Source organism: Cnuella takakiae (assembly GCF_001953305.1).
GTDB classification, from domain to species: Bacteria; Bacteroidota; Bacteroidia; order Chitinophagales; family Chitinophagaceae; genus Flavisolibacter; species Flavisolibacter takakiae.
This window is the reverse complement of sequence record NZ_MTFE01000010.1, coordinates 3,586,842-3,606,248: the sequence shown is the minus strand read 5'-3', so window position 1 is coordinate 3,606,248 and position 19,407 is coordinate 3,586,842. Positions and strand designations below refer to the sequence as shown.

Genomic DNA, 19,407 nt, shown 5'->3' with positions numbered 1-19,407 from the left:
TTAAAGCCATGCGAAGAAGCGCATGGCTTTTTTGTTAGTTTTCCATTTGGCAGCAGCAACCCGTTGTAATCAATGGTTCAATGTTTTCAGGAGATTTTATGGCACCATCAGCTAAAACACCCTTGCTACAGATCAGGGATCTTTCCATAGGCTTTGCCAGTGTAGGGAAGCTGTTGCCGGCCGTAACCACACTGAACCTGGAGGTTTACCGCGGCGAAATCCTAGCCCTGGTAGGAGAGTCTGGTTCGGGTAAAAGCATCACCGCTCTTTCGGTGCTTCAACTGTTGCCCCAACCGCCAGCCTTGTATACCGGTGGCGCCATACTGTTTGGGGAAACGCAGCCAATAAACCTCCTGGCACATCCCCGCATGGAAGCACTCCGGGGCAATCGCATCGGCATGGTGTTCCAAGAGCCTATGAGTGCGCTCAACCCCGTTATGACCTGTGGTCGCCAGGTGGCAGAAGTGCTGGTGCGCCACAAAAAAATCAGCAGCAAACAGGCGAGGCTGGAGGCCATTTCCTGGCTGGGAAAAGTGCAGATACCAGGTCCCGAAGCTGCTTATGACAAATACCCGCACCAGATGAGCGGCGGCCAAAAACAAAGGGTGATGATTGCCATGGCCATTTGCTGCAAACCCGACCTGCTGATCTGCGACGAGCCTACCACGGCACTTGATGTTACGGTTCAAAATGAAATCCTGCTGTTGCTTTCCGAACTCCAGCAGGAGTCGGGAATGGGTGTGCTCTTTATCACCCACGACCTTGGAGTGGTACGGCAGATCGCACACCGGGTAGCCATCATGTACCGCGGAAAGTTGGTTGAAACCGGCAGTACCGGGGCAGTGTTCAACAACCCCCAACAGGCATATACCCGTGCATTGCTGGCCTGCCGCCCCTCGGCGCAGCAACCCGGCACACGCCTGCCGGTAGTGGCCGACTTTTTAGAAAAGCATCAAGTTCAGGAAGTCCCGTTGCAGGTAACAAAAATGAAAGCTACAGGCAAGGTGCTCGCCCAAGTGAAGGATTTGGTAGTACGCTATACCATCGCCCGTAATATCTGGGGTAAAGCCACGCGGCAGTTCCAGGCGGTGGATGGGGTAAGCTTTGAATTGTTGCAGGGTGAAACCCTGGGGCTGGTAGGGGAGTCGGGTTGTGGCAAAACTACGCTGGGCCGTACCCTGTTGGGACTGGAGCAGCCATCGGAAGGAAGCATCTGCATTAATGGCAGGGATATCACCCGGTTCAATAAGCAGGAATGGAAAGGGTTCCGCAAAGCGGTGCAACTGGTTTTCCAGGATCCTTTTGCGGCCCTCAATCCCCGCCTCACCATTGGCGATGCACTGGCCGAGCCGCTCCAGCTTTCCGGTAATTTCCTGCAATCACAATCGAGGGCTAAAAGAGTGCGGCAATTGCTCGATTTGGTACAACTTCCCGCGGATGCTGCCCGCCGCTACCCGCATGAGTTTTCGGGCGGGCAACGCCAGCGGATCGTAATTGCCCGGGCGCTGGCAACCGAACCGGGTTTGCTGGTGTGTGATGAATCTGTGTCTGCACTGGATGTGAGCGTTCAGGCGCAGGTGCTCAACCTCCTGAATGACCTCAAAGCGGAGCTGGGGCTAACCTTACTTTTTATCTCCCACGACCTTTCAGTAGTGCGCTACATCAGCAACCGGATTATGGTGATGCAGGCCGGCCGCATCGTGGAAAGCGGCGATGCGGCAACCGTCTTTACCAACCCGCAACATGCCTATACCCGGCAACTGCTGGCAGCAGTACCAAAGATTTAGATCCCGCAGACAAGAAGTCGCAAAGAGTGCATGATGTAAAAGGAATTTCTAAAAATCTTCAAATGCAAAACTCCATTGCCCCTTTGCGCCTCCGCGTCTTTGCGAGCAAAAGCCTGCCTACCTTAAGCGTTTCCCATTAAGCGCCAAAAGAAATTTTTCGATACTACACGCATGCAAATGCCGATGCTGCATTTTTGCAATGTATTTGTACCCACCATTTAATCTCAATACCGATGACAAGCTTTAAGTCCATCATGGCCGCGCTGCTGTTAACCGCTACTGCCGGTCTCTCTACGCAGGCCCAAAGCAATAGTGAGGCAAACCTTCAATCGCCTCCGCGCAACATTGTAAAGTTTAACCTTGCAGGCCTTGCAGCCCGCAACTACCAGCTGCAGTACGAACGGGTGCTGTCCCGCCGTATATCCCTGGCACTCAGCTACCGTACCATGCCCAAGGGTTCGGTGCCCTTTAAATCGAAGCTGCTGAACCTGGTAGATGACCAGAACTTTACCGATGCTGTTACCAACCTGGAAATAAGCGGTACCGCCCTCACTCCTGAAGTGCGCATTTACCTCGGCAAAGGTTATGGCCAGGGTTTCTACATCGCGCCTTTTTACCGCAATGCCAGCTTTGATGCTACCGGCGCTAAAATCAGTTTCGAAACATTGCCCGGTAAGGAAGAAAGCATTTCTCTTGCCGGTAAAACCAAGACCAACAGCGGTGGTATCCTCTTTGGTGCCCAGTGGGGATTGGGTAAGCATGTAAGCCTCGACTGGTGGATTCTTGGTCCCCACATTGGCACAGGCAAAGCCGACCTGGTAGGCGTACCCAGCAAAACCCTGACTGCCTACGAGCAGGAACGTTTGCGCCAGGAACTGGATAATATGGACTTCCCCCTGAAGAATGTTTCCTATACCGTTGGCCCCAACCGGACAGACGTGAAGCTGGATGGCACCCTGGGTGGTGTTCGTGCCGGCTTGTCGCTGGGTGTACGGTTTTAATCGCTACACATAGTGTCAAATAAAAGCCCCTAAGCGTAATCGCTCAGGGGCTTTTATTTAGAAAAGACAATTCCCTTTAAAGGCATCCAAATCAATTAAGGTCGCACGCATCTGTGGTTACACCTGGAACACTCCTGTTTTAAAAGTTTCCATATGTGGCTGATGGTTGGCAGCTTCAATACCTGCTGCAATTACTTTCCGCGTATCAGCCGGGTCAATAATTTCATCTACCCATAACCGGGCTGCGGCGTAGTAGGGAGCGGTTTGGGTTTCGTACCGGCCCTTGATCTCGTTGAGCAGGGCGGCTTCTGCCTCAGGAGTAATTTCCTGGCCCTTGGCTTTGAGTCCTGCAACCTGGATTTGCAATAAAGTTTTGGCAGCCTGCTCGCCACCCATCACGGCAATTTTCGCCGAAGGCCAGGCATAGATGAAACGCGGGTCAAAGGCCTTACCGCACATGGCATAGTTGCCGGCGCCATAGGAATTGCCTACGATGATGGTGATCTTGGGTACAACGGAGTTGGCTACCGCATTAACCAGTTTGGCGCCATCTTTTATGATGCCCGAGTGCTCGCTGCGGCTGCCCACCATAAAGCCGGTAACATCCTGCAAAAACACAAGCGGTATTTTTTTCTGGTTGCAGTTGAGGATAAAACGGGCAGCCTTGTCGGCGCTGTCGTTGTAAATAACACCGCCCATCTGCAGCTCGCCTTTTTTGTTCTTCACCATTTTTCTTTGGTTGGCCACTATACCTACCGCCCATCCTTCAATGCGGGCATAGCCACACACAATGGTCTTGCCATAATCTTCCTTGAACTGGTCGAAACTGCCGGCATCTACAATGCGTTCAATCACCTGCACCATGTCGTAGGGCTTGTTGGCTTCGGGTGATACCAGGCCGTAGAGTTCCTGTACATCGTATTGTGGCGCCACCGCCTGTGCGCGGTCGAAACCCGCTTTTTGCTGGTGCCCCATTTTGTCTACGATACGCCTGATGGCATCGAGGGTTTCGGTTTCAGTGTCAAACTTATAATCGGCAATACCTGATATCTCGGTATGGGTAACAGCACCACCCAGGGTTTCGGTATCTATATCCTCGCCAACGGCGGCTTTTACCAGGTAGGGACCTGCAAGAAATATTGAGCCTGCGCCATTTACCATCAGGGTTTCATCACTCATGATGGGCAGGTAGGCGCCACCCGCCACGCAGGCTCCCATTACTGCGGCTATCTGCACGATACCAGCGGCGCTCATCCGGGCATTGTTGTAAAACATCCGGCCGAAGTGTTCTTTGTCAGGAAATATTTCGTCCTGCAGGGGCAGGTATACACCCGCACTGTCTACGAGGTAGATTACAGGTAAGTTGTTTTGCAAAGCAATTTCCTGCATCCGCAGGTTCTTTTTGCCGGTGATGGGAAACCAGGCGCCTGCTTTCACCGTCTGGTCGTTGGCAACGATGAGGCACAACCGTCCGCTTACATAGCCCATACCGGCAACCGTACCACCGGCGGGGCAGCCGCCATGTTCGGCATACATTTCATAGCCGGCAAAGGATCCCAATTCCAGGAATTCTGTGTTCTTGTCCAATAGGTAAGCAATCCGTTCGCGGGGGGTAAGCTTGTTCTTTTCTTTTTGTTTGGCAATAGCTTTTGGTCCGCCACCCTGGTGAATTTTTTCCAGTCGCTCTAACCTCTGCTCCAGCAATCGTTTCATAAATTAGGGTTATTTAACAAAGATAGGGGGCAGTAATAGTAAAGATTTTTGCCTCGCGTAGCCTAAGTCTTTACTTTTACCGGATGCTGCACCCTGAAGCGATCGAAACCTGTGCCGCCGTACTGAAGCGCCAAACCCAGGCGCAACACCAGCTAGCGGAAACGACCATGATGCCCCTGATACATCAGGCAACCAGTAGCACCAGCTATGCCCGTCTGCTCAAAGGGATGTATGGCTTCTACCAACCGCTGGAGGAACAGATCGCTCCTTTTTTGCCCCGTATCAATTTTCCACTTCCCGTCTCCAACCGTGCCCATCACATCCTCACCGATTTACAGGTACTAGGCGTAAACGGAATGATACCCCTGAGTACCCAACTTCCTTTAATTGAAAGTCCCCTGCAGGCCCTTGGTGCTTTGTATGTGCTGGAAGGTTCGGCCCTTGGTGGTCGCATCATTGCACGCATGCTCCGTAAACAGGATTCGCTTCCCGATAATGCTTTCCATTTCTTTGAAGGACACCAGGAAAATACCGGCGCTCACTGGCAGGCCTTTATCCGCCATCTGAACCAGTTTGCCGTCACAACCCCAGACATCGAAAAAGTAAGTGGGGCTGCCAACGAAACTTTTGCAGCACATACCCGCTGGATGAAAACAGTATAGCATGATGAACAACACCCTTCCCAACTACGACGCAACCTTTTGCGGCAAACTTCCCCTGCATCAAACCAACTTGATCCAGCCACACGGCTTCCTCTTTGTGATGGATGCCGCCACCCTGGAAGTTTTGCAGGTAAGTGATAATATTTCCGGACTGGTGGGCCAGGGAGCCACCGACCTGGTGGGTAAACCTTTTGGTGCCTTGTTGGATTCGGCTACCCTTGAAAGTTTGCAGCAACTGCTGCAGCAAACACCCGTGGTAAAGCAGCCGCTGGGTATGGGGGTACTGGGTGAAAACGGGGTGCAAAACTGTTCGGCGCTGATGCACCAAAAAGATGGTCTGTTGTTCATCGAACTGATCGATCCAGCTCTTGCTGATGGTAAGGGCCGCAGTTTCCTGGATGTTTACCAGGACCTGCGCAACCTGGTGCACGACATGGGTACCTGCGACGATATCTCTTCCTTTGCAGCCGTTGTGGCCCGCGAGCTGCGCCGCATCAGCGGGTTCGACAAAGTGATGGTTTATTCCTTTGATGCCGATTGGCATGGTACCGTTATCGGTGAGGAAAAGGAGGCGGGAATGGATGCTTATTTGGGTCTTCGTTTTCCTGCATCAGATATCCCAAGGCCGGCACGGGAGCTTTACCTCAAAAATCCTTACCGCTATATCCCCGACAGCAGGTACCAGCCAGTGCGGCTTTACCCTTTGCTCAACCCGCTCACCCATGCGCTTACCGACCTGTCGGGTTGCGACCTGCGGAGTGTGGCGGGTGTGCACCTCGAGTACCTGAAAAATATGGGTGTAGGTGCTTCCCTTTCCCTGCGTTTGGTACACAATGGTCAATTGTGGGGCTTGATTTCCTGCCACCACCGCACCGCCCGTTTCTTTTCTTTTGAGGAGATGGGTGTTTTTGAACTGCTGTCCGACCTCGTTTCCGCGCAGCTCAGTATCCTGCTGAACAAATTAGGCGGCGCCAAATACCAGGGATTGCAGGACCGGCTGACTAAACTTGTACCGGTATTGCACGATGCCGACAACCTGAACCAAACTATGGAAAGCAGGGCCGAAGACATACGCGAACTGCTGGGAGCCAGTGGTATTGCCTACAATGTAAACGGGCACATACATGCAGCAGGTGCCGTTCCCGACGCCAACGACCTGCACCGGCTTTTTTACTGGCTCCAGGTGCAGTCGCCGCAAAGCCTGGTACATAAACCCTCACTTCCTGCAGTGTTTGAAGAAGCCGCCGATTTTGCTGCTGTGGGCAGTGGGATGCTGGCCCTTCCGGTGGTGCCTGAAAGAGGACAGTTTGTAGTGGCCTTCCGCCCCGAATTCATCGAAGAAGTAGCATGGGGCGGCAACCCGCACGAAGCACTTCAGCTGGAGGCCGATGGTAAGACCTACCACCCCAGGCATTCCTTTTCCGTATGGAAACAAACAGTGCAGCATACTGCCAAACCCTGGTCAACCGAAGAGCTGGCCATTGCCGAAGCATTCAGAAATGTATTGACAAGCGTGGCATTACGCCGGATGCATCACTGATTTCCCTACCTTGCACAAACGTATACGAAACGAATCCCAACAATGCACCCTGAACAAAGCCCTGGTTTGTTCGTGGTTGCCCTTGGCGCCTCCGCCGGAGGTCTTGAGGCCATCCATGATTTTTTTGACCATACCCCACATTCGGATAATTTGTGTTTTGTCATTATCCAACATCTTTCCTCCGATCACAAAAGTTTATTGGTAGAACTTGTAGCCAAGCACACCCATATGCAGGTGCTGGAAGCCAAGCATGGAGCGGAAGTGTCGCCGGGTTGCGTGTATGTTATTCCAAACGATAAACTCTTAAGTATTGCAGGTGGCAAATTGCAGCTGCGCGAAAAAGACCAGGAGCGTGGTCCCAATCTGGCCATCGACCATTTCCTTTTCTCCCTTGCCCTCGACGCCGGCGAATCGGCCATTGCACTGATCTTGTCGGGTACAGGCTCCGATGGTATGCGGGGCGGTGGCGCGATCAGGGAAAGGGGCGGGCTGGTGCTGGTACAGGACCCCGCCACGGCCAAATTCGATGGTATGCCCCTCAGTGCTATTCAGGCAGGTATTGCCGATGCGGTGCTGCAACCTTCGGAAATGGCAGCCGCTATTTACAGCCACCTGGAACAAATGGAAGGCGAAAGCGTACAGCCCCAGGTGTCCCAAACCGATTTGTCCAATATTTTAAGTACCGTTCACGAAAGCACGGGCTATGATTTCCGGCAGTACAAGCCGGCTACCATCCTCCGTCGTATTTCGCGTCGCATGGCCAATACCCGCTCCGGCAGCCTGGCGCAGTATGCCCTGTTGTTGCAGGAAAACAGGGAAGAGCCCAAACAACTTGCCCGCGAGTTTTTTATTGGTGTTACTTCCTTTTTCCGCGACCAGGATGCCTTCCAGGTTTTAAGGGAAGATATCCTGCCCCGCATTTTTGAAAACAAAGACACCGGCGAAGCCATCAAGATATGGGTTACCGCCTGCAGCACCGGCCAGGAGGCCTACTCCATGGCCATCATGGTAAATGAATACCAGCGTGAGCAGGGCCTTTCGCGGGAAGTGAAAATCTTTGCTACAGATATCGACGAAAGGGCCATTGAAGTAGCTGCCAAGGGCCGCTATCCGGCTGAAGCCATCAAGGCGCTGCCACAGCATATAAAGGACCAGTACTTTATATCGCAGGATGGCGTGGTGATCATCATGCCCAATATCCGCAAGCAGATCGTTTTTGCCAAACACAATATTCTCAAGGACCCGCCTTTTATCCGCAATGACCTTGTTACCTGCCGTAACCTGCTGATTTACCTGAATTCAAAGTTGCAGGAAGGGGTAATGGGTACGCTCTATTTTTCGCTGTTGCAGGGTGGCTACCTTTTCCTTGGCCCAAGCGAAAACCCTTCGGTGCTGAGCCCCGAGCTGGAGGAAGTAAACTCCCGCTGGAAAATTTTCCGCAAAAAAGGCGGCAGTACCCGCTACCAGCACCATAATGATGGTCGCTATGCCAAACGCAATACCGGTACATCGGACTTGCGCCAGCAAAAGACCCCCGTCGTTTCGCCCCTGGGGACTGATTTTGCCAAAAGCCTCGCCGAAGATTTTGGCTTTGCCGCCATTTATGTAAATGACCAGTACGAGGTAAAAGAAGTACTGGGCGAATTCAGGCGCTACCTTTCACTGCCCGAGCGGCTGGTGAACCTCAATATCCTCCGCATGGTGCCCGTTGAACTTTCGGGCATGCTCAGTTCGGCATTCAGGAGGGTGGTTAGGGAAAAAAATAAGCTGATTTTCCGCAATACCCGCATCAACGTTGATGGTGTACTTAAGTCTTTTCATATTTCGGTACACCCGCCGGCAGAAGGCACCAACTATATCCTGATTGTGCTCGGTGAAATGAACACCGTGGAAGGCCGCAGCAGTGATGGCAATCCCTTGTTGCACCGGGATGAATATGTACAGGAACTGGAGGAAGAACTAAAGGAAACCCGCCTCAACCTGCAGATGGCTGTGGAGGGGCTGGAAACAACCAATGAAGAACTGCAATCGGCCAATGAGGAACTTCAGTCGGCCAACGAAGAACTGCAAAGCAGTAACGAGGAACTACAGTCACTGAATGAAGAACTGCATACCCTCAATACCGAACACCAGGTGCGCATCCGCGAGCTGAAGCAACTCAACGATGACCTGGACAATTATTTCCGCAGCACCGAAATCGGCCAGATTTTCCTGGATGCCCAACTTAATATCCGCAAGTTCAACCCGGCGGCCACGCAAATGGTCAATGTTATTGAAAGCGATGTTGGCCGGCCTATTGGTAATATTTCCACCAATATCCGCTATGCGGATCTGCAACAGGAAATAGAAGCCGTGGTGCAGAGCGGCACTGCGCTGGAGCGGGAAGTGGAACTGACCAACGGCACCTGCTGCCTGCTGAAAATATTACCCTACCTCCGCCACGACAAACAGCGCGACGGTGTGGTGGTGAGCTTTGTTGATATTACCGCTATCCGTAAGCTGGATACTATCATCAAGGGGGTGTTTGATACCATCACCAGCGGCTTGCTGGTGTTTGAAGCCCAGCGTGAAGGAGACCGCATTGTGGACTACCGTTGTACCGCTGCCAACAGTGCCGCCTCAGAAATGATGAGCGGTACAAGCAAATCGTTACAGGGCATGTTGCTCAATAAAGACCTGCGTAAACTGCAGGCTTTGCGCCTGGAGGATAAACTGAATGATGTGGTAAGTACGGGTCACCCGCTACGAATGGAAGTGTGCATGCAGGTGCAGCAGGGTTTGCAATGGTATAACCTGGTGGTGAACAGGCTCAATGACGGCCTGATCATGGCTTTTACCAATATCACTTCGCTGAAGGAGTCGGAAGAAAAGCTGCGTACCAACTACAACGAACTGCTTCGCACCAAGGAGTCGCTGAAAGAACTCAATACCAACCTGGAACAAAAGGTACAGGACCGTACCCGCGATCTTTCGCAAAGCGAGGAGCGCTTTCGCCTGGTGGCCGGCGCTACCAACGATGCCATTTGGGATTGGGAGTTTGCAGAAAACCGCATTTGGTGGAGCGATAGTTTTTATGCGCTTTTTGGTTACGATCCGGATGATATTGCTGTTCATACCGCGCACCACCGGATGGAGCAGGTTCACCCCGATGACCGGCAGGCGGTACAAAAAGGTATCTATGGAGTGATCAACTCGGGCGGCCTCATGTGGAGCCAGGAATATCGTTTCCGCAGAAAGGATGGGTCCTACGCGGTTATACTAGACCGTGGTACTGTAATGCAGGATGAGTGGGGCGTGCCCTACCGCATGCTGGGTGCCATGATGGATATTACTGCCGACTCGGTAAACCGCAAACTGTTGGAGGAAAAAAATGTGGCATTGGAAAAGCTGATCCGGGAGTTCAGCTTTGTTACCGACTTTATGCCGCAGATGGTATGGGCAACCAGGCCCGACGGATACCACGACTTTTTTAACCGCCAATGGTACGCATATACCGGCCTGAGCTTTGAACAAACCCAGGCGGACGGCTGGGCCCTAATATTGCACCCCGAAGATTATGAACGCACCTTAAAAGTGTGGCAGTATGCACTGCAAACAGGCGATACCTATGAAGTGGAGTACCGCATGAAGCGGCATGATGGAATATACCGGTGGTTTCTTGCCAGGGCCCTGCCCATGCGCGATAATGCCGGTAATATCATCAAGTGGTTTGGAACCTGTACGGATATTCATGACCAGCGGTTGGCTAACGTGCTGCTGGAGCAAAAAATTCAGGATCGTACCCGCGACCTGCAGCAATCCAACTCCGAACTGGAGGTAAGCAATAATGAGCTGATGCAGTTTGCTTCCATCGCATCACACGACTTAAAAGAGCCACTGCGCAAGATTCATATTTTCAGTAGCATCGTTCGCGACCGCTACCATCCGGAAAGTGGTACACCGGTGGCCGATTACCTGGATCGAATCATCCGCGCTTCGGCACGCATGACCCGACTGATCAACGACCTGCTGGAGTACTCACGGCTTTCTGCCGATTCCCTGTTCCAGCCTACGGACCTTAATGTGCTGGTTAGGGATGTGCTGCATGATATTGAACTGGCCATTGCGGATAAGAAAGCGGTGGTGCAAGTTTCAGGTCTGCCCATAATTGATGCGATCCCCGGGCAGTTGCGCCAGATTTTTCAGAATCTTATTTCTAATGCCATTAAGTTCAGCAGGGAAGGAGTGCCACCTGAAATTTCCATTACGGGTGAAATCATCAATCAGCCCGTAGGTACCAATAGCCTTGATCCTAATGGCAAATACTGTCGCATCTCCATCAAAGACAACGGCATTGGTTTCGACGACCAATATGCGCAAAAGATCTTTGTGATCTTCCAGCGGCTTCATTCAAGGGAAAGCTATGAGGGTACGGGTATCGGCTTGGCCATTGCCCGCAAGATCGTGGAGCGTCATGGCGGGGTGATCAGCGCATCAGGAGTAGACGGAGCAGGTGCGGAGTTTACGATACTATTACCGATGAAACAGGAGCAGGCGAGGGGATAGGAGCTGAGCTTTTAGCAACACGCTTTAATCTTCTTGCATTTTTATCTTGTAAAATAAAAATAGCTGGCCGTTAAGCCAGCTATTTTTTTGTTGCTAAACCAATGGTACTATTTTCAATCAGGTAGTTTAGTTTATCCGCTAGCCGATTGTCATGCCGAAACAAGTTCGGCATGACGTAGTCTGATATTACAGTACTACTTAATTGAAAAAAGTATTAAAATTTCGCCAGCACTTTATCCATCAGGTCTTTGATCTCCTGGGTACACAGGTTTCCAATACTGCCTTCGTGGGTATGATGGAGCCCTTTGGAAAAGTCATAGTTGAAGGCACCTGCTTCGATGTCGTTGCCTACCTGGCGGTATGCATCGCGGAAAGATTGGCCCTGGTTCACCAGCTCGTTAACCGCTTCAACAGAAAAGAGGTAGCGATACTTTTCCTCTTTCAGGATATCATCTTTCACTTCCATATGCGACAGCATCAGAACGGATAGCTGCAGGCAGGACTTCAATTCTTCTATAGCGGGAAACAGGATTTCTTTTGTTAACTGCAAATCGCGGTGATAACCGGAAGGCAGGTTGGTGAGCATCATGGCCAGCTCATTGGGCAGCGCCTGAATACGGTTGCATTTGGCACGGATCAATTCGAACACATCAGGGTTCTTTTTGTGCGGCATGATGCTGCTCCCCGTGGTGAGCTCCGATGGGAAAGAAAGAAATCCAAAGTTCTGGTTCAGGTAAAGGCAACAGTCCATGGCAAAACGGCCCACCGTTGCTGCAACCGAACTCATGGCCATGGCCACAATCTTTTCGGTTTTGCCACGCGTCATTTGGGCATACACCGAGTTGTAGTTGAGTGCGCCAAACTGGAGCAACTTTGTTGTGCGGGTACGGTTGAGCGGGAAAGAAGAACCATAACCGGCACCACTACCCAAAGGATTTTTGTTGGCAATGGCATAAGCTGCCGCCAGTAGTTCAGTATCATCCACCAGGCTTTCGGCATAGGCGCCCAGCCACATGCCTGCAGAAGAAGGCATGGCTATTTGCAGGTGGGTATAACCGGGAATGAGTTTGTCTTTGAACTGCTCGCTTTTGGATTGCAACAGGTCAAACAGGTTGGCCACTTCATCCCGCATAAGCAATACCTGCTCGCGTAAAAAGAGTTTGATGTCCACCGCCACCTGGTCGTTGCGGCTGCGGCCGCTGTGGATCTTTTTGCCGGTATCGCCAATGCGCTGCGTAAGCAGGAACTCTACCTGTGAGTGTACGTCTTCAACACCTTCGTGAATGGTGAATTGTGAATCCTGAATTTCTTGCAATATTTCCTGGAGTGCGGCAACAGCGGTATTGGCTTCTTCCTTTGTCATCAGGCCCACTTCACCCAGCATGGTTACATGGGCAATAGAACCTGCCACATCGTGCTTGGCAAGCAGCAGGTCAAATTCTTTATCGCGGCCTACGGTAAACCGTTCTACAAGTTCCGAAACCGATGTGTTTTCTTTTTGCCAGAGTTTCATGAGGCTAATAGCTATTAGCTGCAAGCTACAAGCTGCAAGCTCCTTGTGGCTTGTAGCTTACAACTTGTAGCTTGTTACAAAATCTGTTTCAACAAGTCAATATAGGTACGGACACCCTGCTCTATTTCCGATACAAAGATGAACTCGTCTGCAGTATGGCTTCTCGCAGAGTCGCCGGGACCCATCTTCAGGGCAGGAAAAGGCATCAGTGCTTTATCTGAAGTGGTGGGAGAACCGTAAGCCATGCTGCCCAGCGCCAGGCCTGCCAGTACCAGAGGGTGTTCTATTGCAATGGAGGTTGATCGCAGTCGGGTGCTTCGGGGTGTAACACTTGCCTGGAGGTTGGTACGCAGAATTTCAAGGATTTCTTCAAAAGAATACAGTTCGTTCACCCGTACATCCAATATGTACTTACAGGTAGCCGGCACCACGTTGTGGGCCTTGTTCTCTGTTTCAATCACCGTAACCGTAGCCTGCACCGGACCAAGAAACGGCGATTCTTTTTCAAAGCTGTATCCTCTTATCCAGGCAATATCATCCATTGCCTTATAAAGTGCATTGACACCTTCCTTCCGGGCTGCATGACCTGCAACGCCTTCCGCAACGCAATCGCAAACCATAAGGCCGCGTTCGGCCACCGCCAGTTGCAGCAAGGTGGGTTCGCCAACAATGGCACAGTCGATTTGTGGCAGGTATGGCAAGGCTAATTCAATTCCATCTTTACCAGATATTTCTTCTTCTGCTGTGCCTGCAAAAACAAGGTTGTACTTCAGGTCGGGTTGGTCGTAGAAAAAGATAAAGGTAGCCAGCAAAGACATGAGGCAACCGCCTGCATCGTTGCTGCCCAGACCGTACAGTTTTCCATCAATGATGTCTGCTGCAAACGGATCTCGGGTATAGCCTTTATTGGGTTTTACCGTATCGTGGTGCGAGTTGAGCAGGAGGGTAGGTTTGCCTGCATCAAAATGCTTGTTTTGAGCCAACACATTATTGCCCTGCCGCTTGAGAGGTATCCCTTCAGCTGCCAGCAGTTCCTGCAACAAATTGGCTGTGGCATCTTCTTCCTTGCTGAAGGAAGGTATGGCAATGAGCGCCTGCAGGTTGCGAATGGCAGCTACTGTTAGTTGTTCAATTCTATCCATTTTGGATGGTGGTTCCGGAAGTTCCTGCAATAAGTTGGGGCAGTTCCTGTGCCTTGCCAATGATGACGCGGCTTACACCTTTTGCCAATGCCGCAAAAGCATTATCCAGTTTGGGTATCATGCCGGCAAAGATGGCGCCTTCTGTTTTCAGGCGGGTGTAAGTATCGGGGTTGATGGTAGGTATTACAGTGTTGTCGTCGTTTGCATCGAGCAGTACGCCTGCTTTTTCAAAAGAGTACACCAGGTTTACGGCATAGTGGCTGCCAAGTCCCTGCGCAATGGCTTGCGCCATGGTATCGGCATTGGTGTTAAGCAGTTGTCCCTGTCCATCATGTGTAATGGGTGCGATAACAATGGTGGTGCCTGCATCAAGCAGTTGCTGTAGCAAGGTGCTGTTCACCGCATCCACATCGCCTACAAAGCCATAGTCGTGGGCAGCGCCGGTTCGCTTGTGCGCCAGCACCAGGTTGCCATCGGCACCGCAAAGCCCGAGGGCATTGACGCCCTGCGCCTGTAATTGTGCTACGATATTTTTATTGATGTACCCGGCATATACCATGGTAACGATCTTCAGGGTTTCGGCATCGGTGATGCGCCGGCCGTCGATCATCTGCTGGGGCACTTCCATCTGTTCGGCAAGCCGGGTAGCCAGTTTGCCACCACCATGGATCAGGATTTTTTTGCCCGGTGTTGCTGCAAATGCTTTCAGAAAATCGGCAAGGGCTGATTCATTGTCGATGATATTGCCGCCGATCTTAATAACGGTTACCTGTTCCATCATTTGCCCTCCTTTAAGATGGCTTCCAATACAGCTTGTGCGGCCCAAACGCGGTTTGCAGCTTCCTGTGTAACGATGCTATGGGAGCTGTCCAACACTTCGTCGCTCAACTCCAGGTTCCGGCGCACGGGCAGGCAGTGCATCACTTTGGCATCGTTGGTGCTTTTCAGCTTTTCCAGTGTCAGCATCCACGAAGGATCATTGTTCAGCACCTGTCCATATTGCTGGTAGGAGCTCCAGTTTTTTACATAAACAAAGTCGGCATCCTTCAATGCTTCATCCTGGTTGTGGATGATGGTAGCGCCCCTGGTAAACTGTTCGTCCAGCTCATAACCTTCAGGATGGGTGATTACAAATTCGGCTTCACCCCAGGCGTTGATCCATTGGGCAAAGGAGTTGGCCACACATTGGGGAAGGGCTTTGACGTGGGGCGCCCAGGTGAGCACAACCTTGGGTTTTTTTTGACCATGGTCCATGGTCCATGGGCCATGGGCTTTATTCCAGTTTTCTGTTATGGTAATAACATCAGTGAGGCTTTGCAAAGGATGCAGAGTAGCGCTTTCGAGGCTTACTACCGGGATGCCCGCGTATTTTACAAATTGCTGGATATAGCGCTCGCTGTAGTCTTCCTCGCGGTTCTTGAGCGAAGGAAATGTGCGAATGGCAAGTATATCGAAATAGTTGCCCATTATGGGCGCAGCGTCTTTTACATGCTCCACGGTGGTGCCGTTCATGATGGCGCCGTCTTCAAACTCGAGGGCCCAACCTTCCGAACCGATGTTGAACACAATGGCTTCCATGCCCAGGTTTTGTGCCGCCACCTGCGTACTAAGGCGGGTGCGCATGCTGGGGTTCAGAAACAAAAGGCCAATACGTTTGCCTGCACCGAAATCCTTGTTGGCCTGTGGTGCAGCCTTGTGTTCCAAAGCACGTTGTACCAGTGCTTTGATATCGCTAACATCGTGTGCGGAAAGAAACTGTTTCACTTTGAGAAAGTATTAAATTGGCCACAAAGACACGAAGGCTCAAAGGAGCACAAAGTCTTTGTGAAACTTGGTGCCTTAGCGACTTTGTGGCAAAAAAAACTATGCAGTTGTTGCGGGCTCTTTTATTTCGGCAATAGCCAGGTGCAGGCGTTCCAGGAACAAGTCTACTTCTGCTTTGGTGATGGCCAGTGAAGGCAGCAGGCGGATCACCGCGGGTTTTGCTTCACCGGTAAACACTTTGTGTTTGAACAGGAGGTTTTTCTTGAGGTCCTTCAATTCAAGCGCTACATCGAAGCCGATCATCAAGCCATAGCCCCGTACATTTTCCAGGCCTTCCACTTGCTTCAGTTCAGCCATCAGGTATGCACCAAGCTCCGCTGCATTGGCCATCAGGTTATCACTTTCCATTACCTCCAACACAGCCAGTGCTGCGGCGCAGGCCAGGGGCGCTCCACCAAAGGTGGTACCCAGCATCCCGTATTTAGGTTTGAGGTGCGGCGCAATGAAGATGCCGCCAACAGGAAAGCCATTGCCCATGCCCTTGGCCATGGAATAGATATCGGCGTTAACGCCTGCATGATCGTGGGCAAAGAACAACCCGCTGCGGCCATAGCCACACTGCACGCTGTCGGCGATGAACACCGCACCATATTGATCGCACAAGCTGCGGATAACCTGCAAAAATTCATTTGAAGCTACATTGATGCCACCCACACCCTGTATGCCTTCGGTGATCACTGCGGCGGTTTCATTGCCTAGTTCTGCGAAGTATGCCTTGAGTGCTGCCACATCATTGAAGGGCAGGAAGGTGATATTTGCTGTTTCGTTTACCGGTGCAACAATCGCAGGATTGTCGGTAGCAGCCACTGCCAGCGAAGTGCGGCCGTGGAATGATTTGGAAAAGGCTACGATCTTCTTGCGGCCGGTTTGAAAGGATGCCATTTTGAGTGCGTTCTCGTTTGCTTCCGCACCGCTATTGCACAGGAACAACTGGTAGTCTTTTTTGCCGCTTACTACCCCCAATTTCTCAGCCAGTTGCTGTTGAATGGGCAGTTTTACTGAGTTAGAATAAAAGGCAATCTGCTCTAGCTGTGCTTCAATTCGTTTTACCCAGTGCGGATGTGTGTGGCCAATAGAGATTACCGCGTGACCGCCATACATATCCAGGTACTCGGTACCCTTGTCATCGTACACATAGGAACCCTGCGCTTTAACGATGGTTACATCATTGAGGGGGTAAACGTCAAACAGATTTGCCATGTTATCTTTTTTTTGCAACAAGAGTTGCTGATTCAACTATCAAGTAAATGCTCCAGTCGGCATATCAATCGGACAAAGACTGCTCCGGCCTAAGTTCCCCCTTCAGGGGGTCAGGGGGGTTAGAAGTAGTTTGCTTTAAGTTTAAGACCGGCACATTCGTCCAGGCCCATCATCAGGTTCATGTTTTGAACGGCCTGGCCGCTTGCGCCTTTCAGCAGGTTGTCGATGGCGGAGTGCACCACCAGTTTGGTACCCACCTTCTCCAGGCTGATTACGCATTTGTTGGTGTTCACTACCTGTTTCAGGAATACAGCATCATCGCTCACATGAGTAAAGGGATGATCCTGGTAAAATGATTTATAAAGATCCAGTACCTGCTCCAGCGGCCACTTGCAGGTGATCAGCGAAGAGATAAAAATACCCCGTGTGAAATCACCACGCCATGGAATGAAGTTCAGCACTTCCTCGTTGTCGGGCGTATTGCCATAAGAGGGTTGCAACTGCCGCAGGCTCTGGGTGATCTCTTTCAGGTGCTGATGCGTCAGGGTTTTGTAAGCCTGTATATTGTTGGCACGCCAGCTGAAATGGGATGTGGCAGCAAGTCCTTGCCCTGCACCAGTAGAACCAGTAATGCCGGTAGTACTGATTTCATCCAGCAAGCCTTCCTGTGCCAAAGGCAACAGCCCCAACTGGATGGCGGTAGCAAAACAACCGGGGTTGGCAATATTGCCTGCCGTGCGGATGGCTTCGCGGTTCAGTTCGGGTAAGCCGTAAGTAAAGTCTTTTGTTCCAAGTTTGGCGTTCAAAGCCAGGCGGAAGTCCTGGGAAAGGTCGATGATCTTAATGCTATCAGCAACAGGGTTAGCTTCCAAAAACTTCTTGGCTTCGCCATGGCCTACACAGAGAAAGAGCACATCTATAGCCTGAGACAGTTCACCGGTAAAGTGGAGGTCTGTTTCACCTACCAAATCCTGGTGTACCGCAGATACAGGCTGCCCGGCATTGCTACGACTATGGATAAACGAAATTTCAACGTTTGGATGATTAACCAGCAGGCGAATCAGTTCGCCACCGGTATAACCTGCGCCGCCAATGATGCCGGCTTTGACAGTTTGTGCCATGAGAAAGGGTTGAAATGCTATTAGCCTTTGGCTGTTGGCTTTTAGCTAACAGCCAAAGGCTAATAGCTGGAAGCTTATTTCTTATTTACCTGATACCAAATAGAAGTCTGGTTGCCAAAAATCTTGGAGAAACCACGCACATCTTCACCGGTAAAGCCGGTATTCATTTCCCCATACTTGCCAAACTTGCTGCTCATTAGGTCGTATTCCGACTCGATGCCTATTACCTGGAAGCGATAGGGTTGGAGTTGTACGTATACAGTACCCGTTACAGTTTGCTGCGAGTTTTCAAGGAAGGCTTCAATGTCGCGCATTACAGGGTCGAGGATCTGACCTTCATGGAGCCAGTTGCCGTAGAACTGCGCCAGCTGGTCTTTCCAACCCAATTGCCATTTAGTGAGTGTATGCTTTTCCAATGCATGGTGCGCTTTCAGGATCACCATGGGGGCGGCAGCTTCAAACCCAACACGGCCTTTAATGCCAATAATGGTATCACCTACGTGAATGTCGCGGCCAATGCCATAAGGGCCGGCAATGGCTTGCAGGTGCTGGATGGCTTCAGTAGGATGATCAAAGGATTGACCATTCACTACCTTCAGTTCGCCTTTCTCAAAAGATAGCGATACTTCTTCAGCGCCATCCTTTGTTAATTGTGTTGGCCATGCTTCCTCGGGCAGTATGCCTTTGGAGGATAGGGTTTCTTTACCACCCACAGAAGTACCCCAGATACCTTTGTTGATGGAATACATGGCTTTTGAGAAGTTCATATCTACGCCGCGTTCCTGCAGGTAGGCGATCTCTGCCTCGCGGCTCAACTTGAGGTCGCGGATGGGGGTGATGATTTCCACGCCCGGAATCATGATGTGGAAGATCATGTCGAAACGAACCTGGTCGTTGCCGGCGCCGGTGCTGCCATGGGCTACTGCATCGGCGTTGAGTTTTTTTGCGTGTTCGGCAATATGCAGGGCCTGGCTTAGGCGCTCGGCGCTAACACTCAGGGGGTAGGTACTGTTCTTGAGCACATTTCCAAATACCAGGTACTTGATGATGCGGTCGTAATAACCCTTTACCGCATCTACGGTAGTATGTGTTTTCACACCCAGCTTGTAGGCATGTGCCTCAATCTGCTGGAGCTCTTCGGCCGAAAAGCCACCGGTGTTTACAATGATGCTGTGTACCTCGTAGCCGCGGTCTTCGGTGAGGTATTTAACGCAATAAGATGTATCCAATCCGCCACTGAAACCCAATACTACTTTACCACCCTTTGGGGTGCCGGCTTGCGCCTGTTCGTTGTGCAACTGATCTGCCATTGTAGGGAGCGTATAAATGAGTGGAACCATCCCGCAGGCGCGGGATAGT

General features: G+C 51.3%; 13 protein-coding genes. 5 read left to right on the top strand and 8 right to left on the bottom strand.

Translation table 11 applies throughout. The features are described from left to right. The first annotated feature begins 98 nt into the window (after positions 1-98). Positions 99-1,787, top strand: a complete 1,689-nt coding sequence (locus tag BUE76_RS15675) for an ABC transporter ATP-binding protein (protein WP_073041603.1) — start codon at positions 99-101, stop codon at positions 1,785-1,787. A 233-nt stretch (positions 1,788-2,020) separates the two neighbouring features. Then, positions 2,021-2,788 carry a DUF3575 domain-containing protein gene (locus BUE76_RS15670; protein ID WP_073041529.1) on the top strand — a complete coding sequence of 256 codons (768 nt, stop codon included), beginning with the start codon at positions 2,021-2,023 and terminating at the stop codon, positions 2,786-2,788. 117 nt (positions 2,789-2,905) lie between these two features. On the opposite strand, the gene BUE76_RS15665 is transcribed toward BUE76_RS15670, so the two are convergent. Further along, positions 2,906-4,501 (bottom strand): acyl-CoA carboxylase subunit beta, encoded by a 1,596-nt coding sequence (locus tag BUE76_RS15665; protein WP_073041527.1) that lies wholly within the window; start codon positions 4,499-4,501, stop codon positions 2,906-2,908. An 83-nt stretch (positions 4,502-4,584) separates the two neighbouring features. Here BUE76_RS15665 and BUE76_RS15660 point away from each other — a divergent pair, with 83 nt between their 5' ends. The 3 genes from BUE76_RS15660 to BUE76_RS15650 are packed head-to-tail and all read left to right on the top strand — an operon-like array spanning position 4,585 to position 11,248. After that, positions 4,585-5,163 carry a biliverdin-producing heme oxygenase gene (locus tag BUE76_RS15660; protein ID WP_073041525.1) on the top strand — a complete coding sequence of 193 codons (579 nt, stop codon included), beginning with the start codon at positions 4,585-4,587 and terminating at the stop codon, positions 5,161-5,163. A gap of 1 nt (position 5,164) precedes the next feature. After that, entirely contained in the window at positions 5,165-6,703 is a 1,539-nt protein-coding gene (locus BUE76_RS15655; RefSeq protein WP_073041523.1) for a GAF domain-containing protein, read from the top strand. Between the two features lie 42 nt (positions 6,704-6,745). Then, the gene (locus tag BUE76_RS15650) at positions 6,746-11,248 is read left to right on the top strand and encodes a chemotaxis protein CheB (protein WP_073041521.1); all 4,503 of its coding nucleotides are present in this window, start codon (positions 6,746-6,748) and stop codon (positions 11,246-11,248) included. A gap of 214 nt (positions 11,249-11,462) precedes the next feature. On the opposite strand, the gene argH is transcribed toward BUE76_RS15650, so the two are convergent. The 7 genes from argH to argG form a co-directional block, all read right to left on the bottom strand. Then, positions 11,463-12,761 carry an argininosuccinate lyase gene (gene argH, locus BUE76_RS15645; protein ID WP_073041519.1) on the bottom strand — a complete coding sequence of 433 codons (1,299 nt, stop codon included), beginning with the start codon at positions 12,759-12,761 and terminating at the stop codon, positions 11,463-11,465. Between the two features lie 74 nt (positions 12,762-12,835). Further along, positions 12,836-13,903: a M20 family metallo-hydrolase gene (locus BUE76_RS15640; RefSeq protein ID WP_073041517.1), complete on the bottom strand. Its 1,068-nt coding sequence runs from the start codon at positions 13,901-13,903 to the stop codon at positions 12,836-12,838. After that, complete coding sequence (gene argB, locus BUE76_RS15635; protein ID WP_073041515.1) at positions 13,896-14,684, bottom strand: acetylglutamate kinase; 789 nt, start codon at positions 14,682-14,684, stop codon at positions 13,896-13,898. Before argB ends, BUE76_RS15640 begins: the two co-directional genes overlap by 8 nt. Beyond that, entirely contained in the window at positions 14,681-15,667 is a 987-nt protein-coding gene (locus BUE76_RS15630) for a Rossmann-fold NAD(P)-binding domain-containing protein (protein ID WP_073041512.1), read from the bottom strand. Before BUE76_RS15630 ends, argB begins: the two co-directional genes overlap by 4 nt. Positions 15,668-15,766: 99 nt before the next feature. Then, entirely contained in the window at positions 15,767-16,927 is a 1,161-nt protein-coding gene (locus BUE76_RS15625; protein ID WP_073041510.1) for an aspartate aminotransferase family protein, read from the bottom strand. A 119-nt stretch (positions 16,928-17,046) separates the two neighbouring features. Next, positions 17,047-18,048 carry an N-acetyl-gamma-glutamyl-phosphate reductase gene (argC, locus tag BUE76_RS15620; protein ID WP_073041508.1) on the bottom strand — a complete coding sequence of 334 codons (1,002 nt, stop codon included), beginning with the start codon at positions 18,046-18,048 and terminating at the stop codon, positions 17,047-17,049. 74 nt (positions 18,049-18,122) lie between these two features. Next, complete coding sequence (gene argG, locus BUE76_RS15615) at positions 18,123-19,358, bottom strand: argininosuccinate synthase (protein WP_073041506.1); 1,236 nt, start codon at positions 19,356-19,358, stop codon at positions 18,123-18,125. Positions 19,359-19,407 lie beyond the last annotated feature (49 nt).